Annotated in this window: 15 protein-coding genes; 10 read left to right on the top strand and 5 right to left on the bottom strand. The window is 68.6% G+C overall.

Going from position 1 to position 15,605, the window contains the following annotated elements:
- Window positions 1–91 precede the first annotated feature (91 nt).
- From ACWGO6_RS01200 to ACWGO6_RS01185, 4 genes are read left to right on the top strand one after another with little or no spacing between them, the layout of a single operon-like run.
- Window positions 92–1,267 carry a cysteine desulfurase family protein gene (locus ACWGO6_RS01200; protein WP_452325639.1) on the top strand — a complete coding sequence of 392 codons (1,176 nt, stop codon included), beginning with the start codon at window positions 92–94 and terminating at the stop codon, window positions 1,265–1,267.
- A gap of 9 nt (window positions 1,268–1,276) precedes the next feature.
- Window positions 1,277–2,374 carry a tRNA 2-thiouridine(34) synthase MnmA gene (mnmA, locus tag ACWGO6_RS01195; RefSeq protein ID WP_376105672.1) on the top strand — a complete coding sequence of 366 codons (1,098 nt, stop codon included), beginning with the start codon at window positions 1,277–1,279 and terminating at the stop codon, window positions 2,372–2,374.
- A gap of 38 nt (window positions 2,375–2,412) precedes the next feature.
- The gene (gene ligA, locus ACWGO6_RS01190) at window positions 2,413–4,746 is read left to right on the top strand and encodes an NAD-dependent DNA ligase LigA (RefSeq protein WP_376105675.1); all 2,334 of its coding nucleotides are present in this window, start codon (window positions 2,413–2,415) and stop codon (window positions 4,744–4,746) included.
- Window positions 4,743–5,210 (top strand): hypothetical protein, encoded by a 468-nt coding sequence (locus ACWGO6_RS01185; protein WP_452325638.1) that lies wholly within the window; start codon window positions 4,743–4,745, stop codon window positions 5,208–5,210. Before ligA ends, ACWGO6_RS01185 begins: the two co-directional genes overlap by 4 nt.
- 23 nt (window positions 5,211–5,233) lie before the next feature.
- On the opposite strand, the gene ACWGO6_RS01180 is transcribed toward ACWGO6_RS01185, so the two are convergent.
- On the bottom strand, window positions 5,234–7,078 hold the full coding sequence (locus tag ACWGO6_RS01180) for a DEAD/DEAH box helicase (protein ID WP_446724540.1): 1,845 nt from the start codon (window positions 7,076–7,078) through the stop codon (window positions 5,234–5,236).
- A 47-nt stretch (window positions 7,079–7,125) separates the two neighbouring features.
- A complete protein-coding gene (locus tag ACWGO6_RS01175; protein ID WP_136043851.1) occupies window positions 7,126–8,826 on the bottom strand; it encodes a long-chain-fatty-acid--CoA ligase in 1,701 nt (566 codons plus the stop codon).
- 67 nt (window positions 8,827–8,893) lie between these two features.
- On the opposite strand from ACWGO6_RS01175, the gene gatC reads away from it, so the two are divergent.
- The 6 genes from gatC to ACWGO6_RS01145 are packed head-to-tail and all read left to right on the top strand — an operon-like array spanning window position 8,894 to window position 14,445.
- On the top strand, window positions 8,894–9,193 hold the full coding sequence (gene gatC, locus ACWGO6_RS01170; protein WP_029263463.1) for an Asp-tRNA(Asn)/Glu-tRNA(Gln) amidotransferase subunit GatC: 300 nt from the start codon (window positions 8,894–8,896) through the stop codon (window positions 9,191–9,193).
- Window positions 9,190–10,707, top strand: coding sequence for an Asp-tRNA(Asn)/Glu-tRNA(Gln) amidotransferase subunit GatA (gene gatA / locus ACWGO6_RS01165; protein ID WP_136043852.1), 1,518 nt, complete (start codon window positions 9,190–9,192; stop codon window positions 10,705–10,707). Before gatC ends, gatA begins: the two co-directional genes overlap by 4 nt.
- Window positions 10,707–12,221, top strand: coding sequence for an Asp-tRNA(Asn)/Glu-tRNA(Gln) amidotransferase subunit GatB (gene gatB / locus ACWGO6_RS01160; RefSeq protein ID WP_136043853.1), 1,515 nt, complete (start codon window positions 10,707–10,709; stop codon window positions 12,219–12,221). Before gatA ends, gatB begins: the two co-directional genes overlap by 1 nt.
- A gap of 47 nt (window positions 12,222–12,268) precedes the next feature.
- Window positions 12,269–13,525 carry a DNA polymerase IV gene (gene dinB, locus ACWGO6_RS01155; protein WP_452325637.1) on the top strand — a complete coding sequence of 419 codons (1,257 nt, stop codon included), beginning with the start codon at window positions 12,269–12,271 and terminating at the stop codon, window positions 13,523–13,525.
- A gap of 37 nt (window positions 13,526–13,562) precedes the next feature.
- Window positions 13,563–13,880 (top strand): hypothetical protein, encoded by a 318-nt coding sequence (locus ACWGO6_RS01150; protein WP_029263459.1) that lies wholly within the window; start codon window positions 13,563–13,565, stop codon window positions 13,878–13,880.
- Complete coding sequence (locus ACWGO6_RS01145; RefSeq protein ID WP_452325636.1) at window positions 13,864–14,445, top strand: hypothetical protein; 582 nt, start codon at window positions 13,864–13,866, stop codon at window positions 14,443–14,445. Before ACWGO6_RS01150 ends, ACWGO6_RS01145 begins: the two co-directional genes overlap by 17 nt.
- Before the next feature lies 1 nt (window position 14,446).
- On the opposite strand, the gene ACWGO6_RS01140 is transcribed toward ACWGO6_RS01145, so the two are convergent.
- Genes ACWGO6_RS01140 through ACWGO6_RS01130 form a run of 3 tightly spaced genes read right to left on the bottom strand, consistent with a single transcriptional unit; the run spans window position 14,447 to window position 15,587 of the window.
- The gene (locus ACWGO6_RS01140) at window positions 14,447–14,950 is read right to left on the bottom strand and encodes a DUF2017 family protein (protein ID WP_452325635.1); all 504 of its coding nucleotides are present in this window, start codon (window positions 14,948–14,950) and stop codon (window positions 14,447–14,449) included.
- Window positions 14,947–15,243 (bottom strand): ATP-dependent Clp protease adapter ClpS, encoded by a 297-nt coding sequence (clpS, locus tag ACWGO6_RS01135; RefSeq protein ID WP_205820441.1) that lies wholly within the window; start codon window positions 15,241–15,243, stop codon window positions 14,947–14,949. Before clpS ends, ACWGO6_RS01140 begins: the two co-directional genes overlap by 4 nt.
- The gene (locus ACWGO6_RS01130; protein WP_091036179.1) at window positions 15,240–15,587 is read right to left on the bottom strand and encodes a metallopeptidase family protein; all 348 of its coding nucleotides are present in this window, start codon (window positions 15,585–15,587) and stop codon (window positions 15,240–15,242) included. Before ACWGO6_RS01130 ends, clpS begins: the two co-directional genes overlap by 4 nt.
- Window positions 15,588–15,605: the final 18 nt, after the last annotated feature.

The raw sequence follows: 15,605 nt of genomic DNA, 5'->3' as shown, positions 1-15,605 counted from the left end.
CTAGGCGCGATGTGTTGCAGTCTCATGTCAGGGCGTACCGGGTTCCATGGCTGCAGACCCGGCAGGGCGCGTTTCGCGAGAGAATCGAAGGATGCGGCACTATCTCGATCATGCGGCGACCACGCCTCTGCGCCCCGAAGCGCGCGACGCCTGGCTGGCCGCCACGGAGACCGTCGGCAACGCGTCGTCCACGCACGGCGCCGGCCAGGACGCCCGCCGACTGCTCGAGGAATCCCGCGAGCGCGTCGCCGCGAGCCTCGATGCCGACCCGATCGAGATCGTGTTCACCTCGGGGGGCACCGAGTCGATCAATCTTGCGCTGCAGGGCCTGTGGCGGTCCCGCCCCGAGGGCACATCGGCGATCGTGATGCCCGAAGCCGAGCACCACGCCACGATGGACACCGTGGCCGCACTCGTGGAGGACGGGGCCGAACTGCGCCGGGTGCCGGTGACCGACCGCGCGCGCATCGAGCCGGAGCAGTTCGCGTTGCAGCTTCCGGAGGCGGCTCTCGCCACCGCGCTCGTCGCCAACAATGAGGCCGGTACGATCAACGACGCCGCAGCGCTGTCCGCCGCTGCCGCCACGGCCGAAGTGGCGCTCCACCTCGATGCGGTCGCTGCGCTCGGACATGTACCGCTGTCGTTCCGTGGTCTGCGTGGGGGTGCGGCCGGGGGAGTCGGCCTCGTGGCCATGAGCCTCGCCGGGCACAAGATCGCGGCTCCCGTCGGCGTCGGGGTGCTCGTCACGGCCCGTACCGCGCGCATGACGGCCCTCCTGCGCGGCGGCGCGCAGCAACGAGGCCTCCGCGCCGGAACCCAGGACGTCGCCGGGGCCGCAGCGTTCGCCACCGCGCTCGAGCTCGCCGAAGCCGAGCGGGTCGAGGAGGCCGCACGACTCCGCGCACTGCGCGACCGTCTGGTCTCCGGGATCCGCGCCGCAGTACCAGCTGCGGAACTCCTGGGTGACCCGGTCGATCGTCTGCCAGGCAACGCGCATCTGCTCTTCCCCGGCGCGGTGGGGGAGAGCCTGCTGTTCCTCCTCGACGTCGCCGGGGTCGCGGCGTCGACCGGATCGGCGTGTCAGGCGGGCGTCGCCGAACCGTCCCACGTGGTGATGGCGATGGGGCGGAGCGAACGCGATGCGCGCAGTGTTCTCCGGTTCTCGCTCGGCCGCACGTCGACCGACTCCGATGTCGACGCAGTGCTGGCGGCGATCGCTGACGCGTACACGCGGGCATCCGGCGCCGGCACAGGCGCACGCTCGTAGACTGTTCCCATGCGGATACTTGCGGCGATGAGCGGCGGCGTCGACTCCGCCGTCGCGGCAGCCAGAGCCGTGGAGGCGGGGCACGACGTCGTCGGTGTGCACCTGGCACTCTCCAGAGCCGGCGGAACGCTCCGCACGGGCAGTCGCGGATGCTGCACCATCGAAGATGCCCTCGACGCGCGGCGAGCTGCCGACCTGCTCGGCATCCCGTTCTATGTGTGGGACTTCTCGGAGCGATTCCGCGATGACGTGATCGACGACTTCATCGCCGAGTATCAGGCGGGGCGCACCCCCAACCCCTGCATGCGGTGCAACGAGAAGATCAAGTTCGCGGCCCTCCTGGAACGCGCGATCGAGCTCGGCTTCGACGCCGTGTGCACCGGCCATTACGCCACGCTCGTGGACGGTGCCGACGGACTGGAGCTGCATCGTGCCTCCGACAACGCCAAGGATCAGTCCTACGTCCTGGGCGTGCTGACCGCGGAGCAACTCGCGCACACGTACTTCCCGCTCGGGTCCACCCCCTCGAAGGCGATCGTTCGCGCCGAGGCGGCAGCACGCGGCCTGACCGTCGCCCAGAAGCCGGACAGCCACGACATCTGCTTCATCCCCGACGGCGACACCCGGGGGTGGCTCGCCGAGAAGGTCGGCACCGCCACGGGCGAGATCGTCGATCGCAGCGGGGAGGTCGTCGGATCCCACGAGGGGGCGCATGCGTTCACGGTGGGTCAGCGACGCGGCCTCAAGCTGGGTGTCCCCGCAGCGGACGGCAAGCCTCGCTTCGTGCTCGAGGTCCGTCCGGTGTCGAACACCGTCGTGGTCGGGCCCAAGGAAGCCCTGGCGATCGCGCAGATCGCGGGGGAGCGGTTCAGCTGGGCCGGTGCCGCACCGACGGAGTCCTCGTTCGATTGTCACGTGCAGATCCGTGCGCACTCCGAGCCGGTCGCCGCGCGTGCCGTGGTCTCGGACGACGGGGTCCGGGTGACGCCGGAGACGCCGCTCGACGGCGTCGCGCCGGGACAGACCGCCGTGCTCTACGTCGGCACACGGGTACTCGGGCAGTTCACCATCGACACCACGGTCTCGGCGGTTCCCGTCGGCGCGTAGGCGCTTCCGGTGTCGGTGCCCGCTCGTAGACTGGCGGGGTGCCGGAGAACATCTCGCTGGAAGACGCCCGAACCGAAGCCGACGAGCTGACGGCTCGCATCCTCGAGGCCAAGGAGGCCTACTACGGTCGCGACACCTCGGTCGTCGACGACTTCACCTACGACGGATGGATGCATCGGCTCGAGGAGCTGGAGCGGCTGCACCCCGAGTTGCAGGGGCAGGACTCGCCCACGCAGATGGTCGGGGCCGCCGAGGCGACCGGTCTCGCGACGATCGAGCACGCCGAGCGCATGCTCAGCCTCGACAACGTCTTCTCCGTCGACGAGCTGCGGGAGTGGGCCGCGAAGACCAGGGCCGCCGCCGGGCGCGAGGTCGCGTGGCTCACCGAGCTGAAGATCGACGGGCTCGCGATAAACCTCCGCTATGAGAACGGCGTCCTCACCTCTGCGGCGACTCGCGGCGACGGTCGTGTCGGCGAGATCGTGACGGAGAACGCGCTCCGGCTGCCCGAGATCCCGCAGCGTCTGAGCGGCGAGGGCCATCCGTCGATCGTTGAGGTGCGCGGCGAGGTGTTCATCCCCGTCGCGGCGTTCGAGCGCCTCAACGCCGCGCAGGCCGCCTTCCGCGACCGCGCATACGCCGATGCTCTCGCGCGCTGGGAGGCCCGAGGCGGGGCCAAGAAGGCGTTCGACGAGGAGAAGGCGCAGACGGCGGCCGCCAGGCGCTTCCCGTCGTTCGCGAATCCGCGCAATGCCGCCAGCGGGGGGCTCCGTCAGCAGATCGACAAGAAGAACGGTCTCGAACTCGAGGCCGGGCTCCTGCGCATCGAGTCGCTCGCGCTCTACGTGCACGGCATCGGCGCGTGGACGAACCCTCCCGTCGCCGCGCAGAGCGAGGTGTACGACCTGCTCTCCGAGTGGGGCCTGCCCACGAGTCCGCACACGAAGGTCTGCCACACCGTCGACGAGGTCGTCGCGTTCGTCGAGTACTTCGGTGAGCACCGTCACGACATCGAGCATGAGCTCGACGGCATCGTGGTCAAGGTCGACGAGCTCGAGCTGCACGACGAGCTCGGCGCGACGAGTCGAGCGCCGCGCTGGGCCATCGCCTACAAGTACCCGCCGGAAGAGGTCCAGACCAAGCTCCTCGACATCGTCGTGTCGGTCGGACGCACCGGGCGCGCCACGCCGTTCGCCGTCATGGCGCCCGCGCACGTCGCCGGTTCCGTGGTCCGGCAGGCCACGCTGCACAACAAGGACGTCGTCAAGGCCAAGGGCGTTCTGATCGGCGACACCGTCGTACTGCGCAAGGCTGGCGACGTGATCCCCGAGGTTCTCGGCCCTGTCGTCGAGAAGCGTGACGGCAGCGAGCGGGAGTTCGTGATGCCCGTGGAATGCCCGGAGTGCGGCACCCCGCTGCGCGCGATGAAAGAGGGCGACATCGACCTCCGGTGCCCGAACGCGCGTTCGTGCCCTGCTCAGGTCCGCGGCCGCGTCGAGCACATCGGCTCCCGCGGTGCCCTCGACGTGGAAGCGCTGGGCGAGGTCACCGCGGCCGCGCTCACGCAGCCGACCTCACCTGCCGTTCCCCCGCTCGAGACCGAGGCAGGGCTGTTCGCGCTGACGCTCGAAGAGCTCGTACCCATCGAGCTCTTCGTGAGAGATTCCGAGACCGGGCTCCCGAAGGAGGATGAGGACGGGATCGTCAAGACGCGCGCACCCTTCCGACGCAACCCCACCGCTGCCGAGAAGAAGTCAGGACTTGAGGGTCCCCAGCCGTCGTCTCAGGCGCTCACGCTGCTCGCCGAGCTCGAGAAGGCGAAGACCAAAGACCTGTGGCGGCTGCTGGTGTCGCTGAACATCCGCCACGTCGGCCCCGTTGCCGCGCGGGCGCTCGCGCAGTGGTTCGGCTCCCTCGACGCGATCCGTGCGGCATCGCGCGACGAGCTCGCCGCCGTCGAGGGCGTGGGCGGCATCATCGCCGACTCGCTGCTCGCCTGGTTCGAGGTCGACTGGCACCAGGAGATCGTGCGGCAGTGGGCCGACGCAGGGGTGCAGTGGTCGACTCCGGGCCACCCCGGGCCGGGTGCGGCAGTCGCGGCGGGGGGCGTGCTCGAAGGACTCACGGTGGTCGCCACCGGATCGCTTGATGGCTACACCCGCGACGGTGCGCAGGAGGCGATCATCAACGCGGGCGGAAAGGCTGCGTCCAGTGTGTCGAAGAAGACCGACTTCGTCGCCGCCGGGCCGGGAGCGGGATCGAAGCTCGCGAAGGCCGAGGACCTCGGCATCCGCATCCTCGACGCGGCACAGTTCCACATCCTCGTGACGGAAGGCCCGGCGGGGCTTCCGCCCGTGGGCGACGGGTCGTGAAGCGGTATGGGCCTCTGATCGTCGTCCCGGATGCGCTGGCCGTCGGCGACCCCGGGCGACACCACCTTCGACTCACTCCGCAGGCGGTGATCATCCGCCAAGGCGCGGAAGGCCTCGGCATCGTGCCATGGGATGGTATAGAGGAGATCGCTTTCGACGTGCCGACGACACGGTTCCGGTTGCCCGGTCTGGTGAGCACTCTGCTGCTCGGTGCGCTGACGGCGTCGATGCTCAGCGATCCCGGCATCGATCCCGACGATGGGGCGGTGACACTCACGGTGGATGGGGAGGCCACCACGCTCCCGCTGAGCCGCCATCACGTCGGCGGATACTGGCGGCCGACGGTGGCGGGGGCGCATCGACTGATCGCTCACCTCATCGCGAACCCGGAACAACGAGCGTTGTTGGTTCACCCCGAGCCCCTGATAGACGTCGCGGCGCAACTCGCGCGCGGAACGGAATAGTCCGAACCGCGCGCGATGCGGCGTCAGCTCTTGTGGCGGGGCTTGCGGAACGGCTTTTCGTCGCGGCTGTCGCGAGCCGGACGGTCGTCGCGGTCGCGACGCTCGAACCGGTCTCCCGCATCGCGGCCACCCTCACGAGGGCCGTTGCGGCGGGCACCGGCGGGGCCGCGGTCGGGCTTGATCTCAATCAGTCGGCCCGAGATCCGAGTGTCGCGGAGCTTCTCCAGGACGGCCGGGCTCATGTTCGCCGGAAGTTCGACGACCGAGAAATCGGGACGGATGTTGATCGCACCGAAGTCGTCACGGCCGAGGCCGCCTTCGTTCGCGAGGGCACCGACGATCTGGCGGGGCTCGACGCGGTGCCGGCGACCCACCTCGATCCGGTAGGCCGTGTAGTCGCCACGACCCCGACGCTCGCGCGGCTCGCGGGACTCACGCGTGTCCCGGCCCGTGCGCTCGCGCGGGGGACGATTGTCGGCTTCGACAGCCTTCGTCAGCGGGTCGTTGGCCGGATCGAGGAGCAGAGGCTTGTCGCCCTGAGCCACCACGGCGAGAGCTGCTGCCACGTCGGCCTCGGGAACGTCGTGGTGACGGACGTAGTGGGCGACGATGTCGCGGAAGGCATCGATGCGGCCGGTCTCGGACAGCGCGGTGGTGATCGCGTCGTCGAAGCGGTTCAGACGCGTGGTGTTCACGTCTTCGGTGCTGGGCAGCTGCATCTGAGCGGGCTGCTGACGCGTGGCCTTCTCGATGTGCTTCAGCAGGTAGCGCTCGCGCGGGGTGATGAAGCTGATCGCGTCGCCCGAACGTCCGGCGCGTCCGGTGCGTCCGATGCGGTGCACGTACGACTCGGTGTCGGTGGGGATGTCGAAGTTGACGACGTGGCTGATGCGCTCGACGTCCAGACCGCGGGCGGCCACATCGGTCGCGACGAGGATGTCCAGCTTGCCGTCCTTGAGCTGGTTGACACTGCGCTCACGCTGCACCTGGGGCACGTCGCCGTTGATGGCAGCTGCGGAGTATCCGCGGGCGCGCAGCTTCTCGGCCAGCGTCTCGGTCTCGTTCTTGGTGCGGACGAACACGATCATCCCGTCGAAGTTCTCGACTTCGAGGATGCGGGTGAGGGCGTCGACCTTCTGCGCATACGACACCACGAGGTAGCGCTGCGTGATGTTCGTGCCGGTCGCGGTCTTGGACTTGATGCTGATCTCTTCCGGGTCGCGCAGGTACTTCTGCGCGAGGCGGCGGATCTGCGGCGGCATGGTCGCCGAGAACAGAGCGACCTGCTTCTCCTCGGGGGTCTGCGCGAGGATCTGCTCCACGTCCTCCGCGAAGCCCATCTTCAGCATCTCGTCGGCTTCGTCGAGCACGAGGTACTGAAGCTGCGACAGGTCGAGCGTGCCCTTGGCGAGGTGGTCCATGATGCGCCCGGGAGTTCCGACGATGACGTGGACGCCGCGGCGCAGAGCCGACAGCTGCACGCCGTAGCCCTGTCCGCCGTAGACGGGGAGGACGTGGACGCCCTTCATCTTGGAGGCGTACGACTCGAATGCCTCGCACACCTGGAGCGCGAGCTCACGGGTGGGAGCGAGCACGAGAGCCTGCGGGGTCTTCTGCGAGACGTCGAGGCGCTCGAGCACGGGGAGTGCGAACGCCGCGGTCTTGCCGGTCCCGGTCTGCGCCATGCCGACGACGTCGCGGCCGGCGAGGAGCGTGGGGATGGTCGCCGCCTGGATGGGCGATGGGGTCTCGTAGCCGAGGTCTTTGATGGCTTTGAGGACGGGCCCGGTGATGCCGAGCTCCTCGAATCCGGGGGTCGCGGGGGAGTCCTCGGGGGCGTCGGTCAGCACTGCATCTTCAGGGGTCACTTCCCAAGGGTAGCGCGCCGCGGCGCCGGGTGCCTGTGAAGGCGGCCTCAGGCGCCCGTGTTCAGCGCGACCAGCTTCTCCTTCACTTGGCGTCGGAGCACCTTGCCGATCAGTGACTTCGGAAGCTCGTCGACCACGAACACGCGTCGCGGGACCTTGTACGGAGTGAGGATGCTGCGGGCGAAGTCACGGATCGCCTCCACGTCGACATCGGTGTCGGCATCGACCACGATGGCCGCGACGACCTCTTCGCCGGAGTGCTCGCTCGGCAGGCCGACCACAGCGGCGTCGGCGACCTGCGGGTGCTGACGCAGCGCGTTCTCGACCTCGGTGGGGGCCACGTTGAAGCCGCCGGTGATGATGAGCTCCTTGATGCGATCGACGATGCGCACGAAACCGGCGTCGTCGATCGTGACGATGTCGCCCGTGCGGTACCACCCGTCGACGAAGGCGGCTTCGGTCTCCTCGGGCTTGCCGTAGTATCCCGAGAACACCTGCGGCCCGCGGACGACGAGCTCTCCGGCTGAGCCCGCCGGCACGTCTTCGCTCGGGTTCTCCGGATCCACCACGCGGCATTCGGTCCCGGGCAGGGGGAGCCCGACGGTCCCGGGTACGCGGTTGTCCGCGACCGGATTCGCCATCAGCACCGGCGAGCACTCGCTGAGCCCGTAGCCCTCGACGAGGTAGCCGTGGGTGGCTTCCTCGAACGGCACGACCAGCTCGTGCGGCAGTGCCATGGCTCCGGAGATCGCGACCTCGATGCCGTCGAGGGACACACCCTTGTTCTTCGCCGCGGCGAGGAGGCGGTCCGCGATGGGCGGCACGAGCGGCAGGAACGTCGCGGGGTGCTTCTTGACGACGTCGAGCACCAGGTCCGGGTCGAACTTGGGGAACAGCACGAGTCTGGCGCCCATCGACATCGCGAAGGTCAAGCACAGCGTGAGCCCGTATGCGTGGAACATGGGCAGGACCGCATAGACGACGCATCCGTTGCCGCGTCGGATCGAGGGCACCCAGGCCTGCGCCTGTGCGGCGTTGGCCAGCAGGTTGCGGTGCGTGAGCGCGGCACCCTTCGGCGTTCCCGTGGTGCCGGAGGTGTACTGGATGATCGCGAGATCGTCGGTGCGCGGCGCTGGATGCGAGGCGGGAATCGGCTCCGAGGTCAGGAGGGAATCCCACGCGACGGTGCCGCGCACCTTCTCGGTGAGCGCCGCACGCGATTCGCGGGCCTTGGCGACGGGGAGCCGGAGGGCGAACCGGGTGAGGAACGGCATGGCACGCGTCACGTCGACGGAGACGAGGTTGGTGACGGCCAGATCCGCCGGGAACTCCTGCACTGTCGAGACGACCTTGTTCCACACGATCGCGTGCTTCGCGCCGTGGTCCTCGAACTGCTTCCGCAGCTCGCGCGGCGTGTAGAGCGGATTGTGCTCGACGACGACGGCACCGAGACGGAGCACGGCGTAGAACGCGACGATGTGCTGAGGGCAGTTCGGCAGCACGATGGCGACCGGGTCGCCGGCGCGGACCCCGAGGTCGCGAAGGCCTGCTGCGGCGCGGTCGATCGCCGCCTGGAGCTCGGCATAGGTCGTCTCGCGGCCGAAGAACTGGAGGGCGGGTGCCTCCGGATAGTCGCGCGCGGAAGCTGCGACGATGTCGACGAGCGATCCGTCGACGGGAGACAAGTCTTCCGGGACACCTGCTGCATAGCTGGCGGTCCACGGGCGAGGGGGCAGGAACGTGCTCACCCGCCCAGCATATGTCGCGTGGCTCGCGGGGCGGAGGAGTTCGGAGCGCGCCAACTAGACTGGGGGAGTGTCTGAAATCACCCCTGAACTCGTGCGCCATCTCGGTGTGCTCGCACGCATCCAGCTGAACGACGACGAGGTGTCGCGGCTCACGGGCCAGCTCGACGCGATCGTCGACAACATCGCGAAGGTCTCGGAGGTCGCGACCGACGATGTCGTCGCGACGAGCCACCCGATCCCGCTGAGCAATGTCTTCCGGCCCGACGTGGTCGGGCAGACGCTCACGCACGAGCAGGTGCTCCAGAACGCCCCGGATGCCGCCGACGGCCGCTTCCGCGTCACCGCGATCCTGGGAGAAGAGCAGTGAGCGACATCATCCGGCTGAACGCGGCGGATCTCGCCGCCAAGCTCGCTTCCCTCGAGGTGTCGAGTGTCGAGGCGACGCAGGCTCACCTCGATCGCATCGCCGCCGTCGATGGCGACGTGCACGCCTTCCTGCACGTCAACGCGGCGGCCCTCGAGGCTGCTGCCGCGATCGATGCCCGACGCGCCGCAGGGGAGGACCTCGGCCCGCTCGCCGGCGTGCCGCTCGCGATCAAGGACGTGCTCGTCACGACCGACCAGCCGACCACCAGCGGCTCGCGCATCCTGGAGGGCTACCGTTCTCCGTACGACGCCACGGTCGTCGCGCGTTCGCGTGCCGCGGGACTCATCCCGCTCGGCAAGACCAACATGGACGAGTTCGCCATGGGTTCGTCAACCGAGCACTCGGCGTACGGCCCCACTCGCAACCCCTGGGACCTCGACCGGATCCCCGGCGGCTCCGGCGGCGGTTCGGCTGCGGCCGTCGCGGCCTTCGAAGCGCCCCTCGCGCTCGGCTCCGACACCGGCGGCTCGATCCGTCAGCCTGCCCACGTCACCGGCACGGTGGGTGTGAAGCCGACCTACGGCGGCGTGAGCCGCTACGGCGCGATCGCTCTCGCCTCCAGCCTCGACCAGGTCGGACCCGTCTCCCGGACGGTCCTCGACTCCGGTCTGTTGCACGACGCCATCGGCGGCCACGACCCGAAGGACTCCACGTCCTTGCGTGATGCCTGGCCGTCGTTCGCCGAAGCCGCCCGTGAGGGCGCACGGGGCGACGTGCTCAAGGGACTCAAGGTCGGCGTGATCCGTGAGCTGCCGGACAGTGGCTTCCAGCCTGGTGTCGCGGCCTCGTTCCGCAGCGCTCTCGCTCTCATGGAAGCGCAGGGGGCCGAGATCGTCGAGATCGGCGCTCCGCACTTCGAGTACGGAGTTGCCGCCTACTACCTGATCCTTCCCGCCGAGGCATCGAGCAACCTGGCGAAGTTCGACTCGGTGCGGTTCGGTCTGCGGGTGACGCCCGACGGCAACCCCACGGTCGAGGACGTCATGTCCGCGACCCGCGACGCCGGCTTCGGCGACGAGGTCAAGCGCCGCATCATCCTCGGCACCTACGCGCTGTCGGCCGGTTACTACGACGCGTACTACGGCAGCGCGCAGAAGGTCCGCACGCTCATCCAGCAGGACTTCGCGAACGCGTTCGCCGAGGTCGACGTGATCGCCACGCCCTCGGCCCCGACCACGGCGTTCAAGCTCGGTGAGAAGATCGACGACCCGCTGCAGATGTACCTCAACGACATCACGACGATCCCGGTGAACCTCGCCGGCGTCCCGGGTATCTCCATCCCGAGCGGTCTGGCGGACGACGACGGCCTGCCCGTCGGCATCCAGTTCATCGCTCCGGCACGCGAGGACGCCCGCCTCTACAAGGTCGGTGCCGCGCTCGAGACGCTGCTCGTCGACTCGTGGGGTGCGCCGCTGCTCACCCGCGCACCCCAGCTCGCAGGAGGGAACCGCTGATGGCCGCTGCCAAGCTCATGGACTTCGACAAGGCACTCGATCTGTTCGAGCCGGTCCTCGGATTCGAGGTGCACGTCGAGCTCAACACGAACACGAAGATGTTCTCCGACGCGCCGAACCCGGCCAACGAGGCATATCATGCCGCCGAGCCGAACACGCTGATCGCGCCGGTCGACCTCGGCCTGCCCGGATCGCTGCCGGTCGTCAACGAGACCGCGATCCGCTCGTCGATCAGCCTGGGCCTCGCTCTCGGTTGCTCGATCGCGGAGTCGAGCCGGTTCGCCCGGAAGAACTACTTCTACCCCGACCTGGGCAAGAACTACCAGATCTCGCAGTACGACGAGCCGATCGCGTACGACGGGTCGGTCGAGGTCGAGCTCGAGGACGGGACGCTCATCACCATCCCGATCGAACGCGCGCACATGGAGGAGGACGCCGGCAAACTCACCCACATGGGTGGAGCGACCGGACGCATCCAGGGCGCCGAGTACTCGCTGGTCGACTACAACCGCGCGGGAGTGCCGCTCGTCGAGATCGTGACGAACATCATCTACGGCACCGAGCACCGCGCACCCGAGGTCGCCAAGGCGTACGTGCAGGCGATCCGCGACATCGTCCGCGGACTGGGCATCTCCGAGGCTCGGCTCGAGCGCGGCAACCTGCGCTGCGACGCGAACGTCTCGCTGCGTCCGCGGGGTACGGACAAGCTCGGCACCCGCACCGAGACGAAGAACGTCAACTCGATGCGCTCCGTCGAGCGGGCCGTGAAGTACGAGATCCAGCGGCAGGCGCAGATCCTCGCCGACGGTGGAACGATCACGCAGGAGACGCGGCACTGGCACGAGGACACCGGCACCACCTCGCCGGGTCGTCCGAAGTCGGATGCGGACGACTACCGGTACTTCCCCGAGCCGGACCTGCTGCCCGTCGAGCCGGCCGCCGAACTGATCGAGGAACTGCGCGCGGCTCTCCCTGAGCAGCCGGTCGCCCGTCGTCGCCGTCTGATGACCGAGTGGGGCTTCACCGACTTGGAGTTTCAGGACGTCCGCAACGGCGGACTGCTCGAGGTCGTCGAGGCGACGATCGCGGCCGGCGCGACGCCGGCCACCGCACGCAAGTGGTGGACGGGGGAGATCTCTCGGCTCGCGAACGCGCAGGAGAAGGACGCCACCGAGCTGATCAGCCCGGAGAACGTCGCCGCTCTGCAGCAGCTCGTCGACGCGGGGACGCTCACCGACAAGCTTGCGCGTCAGGTTCTCGAGGGTGTCATCGCCGGCGAGGGCACGCCGCAGGAGGTCGTCGACGCTCGCGGGCTCGCCGTGGTGTCGGACGATGGCGCATTGATCGCGGCGATCGACGAGGCACTGGCGGCGCAGCCTGACGTGATGGCGAAGATCAAGGACGGCAAGGTGCAGGCGGCCGGCGCCGTGATCGGAGCCGTCATGAAGGCGATGAAGGGTCAGGCGGACGCCGCCCGCGTCCGCGAACTCATCCTCGAGCGCGCTGCCCAGTAGCGCGTGCCCCCGGGCCTTCTGTCGGAGGCCCGGGGGAGAATGGTCGTATGGGACACGGTGACGGCAGGGGGCGGATCGTCTCCGCAGCCGACGCTGACGACACCGGAACGCGTATTCTCCACGTCGACATGGACGCGTTCTACGCGGCCGTCGAGGTTCTCGACGACCCCGGCCTGCGTGGGCTTCCTCTGATCATCGGTGCACCGGACGGCCGCTCGGTCGTCTCGAGCGCCTCGTACGAGGCCCGCCGTTACGGCGTCCGTGCGGCGATGCCCGTATCGCAGGCACTCCGACTGTGCCCATCGGCCCGTATCGTGCCTCCTCATTTCCACCGTTATCAGGAGGTCTCGAGGCAGGTGATGGCGATCTTCGAGTCGTTCACACCGCTCGTGGAGCCGCTGTCGGTCGACGAGGCTTTCCTCGACGTGCAGGGCGTGCGCCGACTCTGGGGGAGTCCCGCTCGAATCGCTGAACTCATCCGGGAACGGGTCCTCGACGAGGTCGGAATCACCTGCAGCGTGGGTGTCGCTGCCACCAAGCACGTCGCCAAGATGGCCTCGACGATCTCCAAGCCCGACGGCATGCTCGTCGTCGCGGCGCACGACACGCTCGACTTCCTCGCGCCGCGACCGGTCCGTGCGATGTGGGGCGTCGGCCCGAAGGCCGCAGAGGCGCTGGAGGCGCGAGGCATTCGGACGGTACAGGATGTCCGTGATGCTCCACGCGAGATGATCGAACGCGCTGTGGGTCCAGCCCTGAGTGACCGACTCGCGCAGCTCGCGATGGGACAGGACGCCCGAGCCGTCGACACCGAGCGCGTGGAGAAGAGCATCGGTCATGAAGAGACGTTCGAGACGGACATCCTCGACCGCGCGTTCCTCCGTGCCGAGCTGCTCCGCCTCGCAGACCGGGTGGCGGCCCGGCTCCGTCGCGCACAGTGGGAGACGTCGACTGTAGCCATCAAGATCCGGTTCGACGACTTCCGAACGCTGAGCCGATCCCAGACACTGAGCGAGCCCACGGCCGTCGGCCAGCGGATCGGCGAGGCCGCCCAGACGCTGTTCGAGCAGATCGATCGCCGGGATCCGGTGCGACTCGTCGGCGTCCGTGCCGAGAACCTGCGCCCGGCCGGTGGCGGTGGTTTGGGACTCTGGGACGACGACGAGGATTGGCGCAAGGTCGAAGGTGCCGTCGACGAGGCCGTCGCGCGCTTCGGCACGGCGACGATCAGCCGTGCACGACACATCGGTCGCGCAGGCGGCCGAGGTGCCGCGCAGCATCCGAAGGCGCACGGCCTGGATTGATCTCACGCGGGCCGCGTTCCTCGGCTACCGTGGAGGTATGCCGAACATCGCACTGGAACTCGGAAAGCAAGCAGCGTCCTTCGGCGTGAAGAGCGCGTACGGAGAGCCGCAGGACGTTGACGGAGTCAGCATCACTCCCGTCGCCTTCACCTACTCCGGATTCGGCGGGGGCAGCGGAGACGGCGCCGAGGGTGGCGGCGGTGGTGGCGTCTCCGTTCCTGTGGGGGTCTACGTCCGGCGAGAAGAGGGTCTCCGGTTCGAGCCCAACATCGTCACGCTGCTCCTCGTGGCGGTGCCGTTCGTCTGGGTGACCGGGCGGGCTCTCGTACGTATCATCCGTGCCCTCAAGAAGTGACGATCCCGTCGCGACGGCTCTGGAGCGCGCCGCGTCCCTGATCGAACACGACGTTCGTGCCGTTGCGGCAGCAAACCCTGTCGTGCTGATCGACGGAGGCAGCGGCGCAGGGAAGTCCTCCCTCGCCGCACGACTCGTCCGGCACTGGCCTGTGCTCGGTCACGTGCAGCTCATCGGCCTCGACTCGATCTACCCCGGGTGGGACGGGCTCGACGACGGGGCCGCACGTGCGCTCGAGTGGATCCTGCGGCCGCACGGTCGCGGCTACCTGGGCACCTGGCGGCGTTGGGATTGGGAGGCGGAGACCGAGGCGGAGAGCCACGCGGTCGATCCGGCACTCGGCGTCATCATCGAGGGCAGCGGAATCCTGCGGCCGTCGACAGCCGCTCTCGCCGACGTCCGGGTCTGGGTCGAGTCTGCAGAGGAATCGCGCAAGGCTCGGGCGCTGAACCGGGACGGCGACACGTACCGCCCGCATTGGGATCGTTGGGCAGCTCAGGAACGCCGTCACATCGATCGGGACGACCCTCGCGCACTGGCCACTCGGATCGTCGAAATTCCGTAGGTCAGGCGTTGGAGGCGGACTCTGCCTCGTCGGCGGCCTGGATGATCAGCTCGAGTCGATAGCCGACCCACTCGTAGACGTCGTGACGGCCGTCTTCGCCGCTCTGGTCGTCAGAGGTGATTCCGAGTCTGCTGGCGATGACGAGCCGGATCGCCGTGAGGGTTCGGAGCCAGGCGTCGAGACTCTCCATCGCGATGAGTATCTCTCGCCCGTCGAGCGCCTCTTCTTGGGAGAGGGAGTCGACGTCGGTCGAATACTCGGCCAGTGCAGCGCGGACGAGGCGCGCGTCGGCGAGACGACGATCGAGGAGGTCGTCTCGCGTGGCATCGGTGAACTCGGCGGCGGCGTCGGAGTCTTCGGGGTAGGGATTCGGGGTCAGTCGGGCGATGGCCGGGTCGTCGGTGCCTCGTGATTCGCCGACGAGTTCGATGAAGTCCTCGACGAGCCGGGCGAGGTGGAACTCCTCGATCACGGTGATGGGCACGACGATGATGTCGGCGCTCACAGCGGGGCCTTCCTGACGGTGGCCCAGAGACCGTAATCGTGCATCGCCTGCGCATGCACCTCCATGGTCTCGCGCGGACCGGTGGCGACGATCGCGTGTCCGTCGTTGTGGACGGCGAGCATCAGGGCGGTGGCGTGGTCGAGCGAGTACCCGAAGTACGTCCGGAACACGCGGACCACATAGCTCATGAGGTTGACAGGGTCGTTCCACACCACGACCTGCCACGGTTCGAGCGGTGCAGCGCTGAGGTCGGCGATCTCATCGAGCTCGGGATGTGCCGCAGATGGCATCATGCCCAGCCCATCTCGTGCAGCTGCTCATCGTCGATGCCGTAGAAGTGAGCGATCTCGTGGACCAGGGTGGTGTGAATCTCGTCACGAAGCTCGTGCTCGGTCTCGCATTGGGCGAGATGCGGCTCGCGATAGAGCACGATCCGGTCGGGAAGCTCACCCATCCCGTATTGCGTGCGTTCGGTGAGCGCCAGACCGTCGTAGAGGCCCAGCAGGTCCAGGCTTCCGTCCTCGGGCCGGTCTTCGACGACGAACACGACGTTCTCCAGTCCCTCGACCATGTCGTCGGGCAGGAGGTCGAGCTCGTCGATCACCAGTTCTTCGAAGGCCGCGGCATCCATGTCCATCCTGTCCAGCCTAGAGGC

This window comes from Microbacterium sp. NPDC055665 (assembly GCF_053618035.1).
This window is presented reverse-complemented; position numbering and strand designations above follow the sequence as displayed.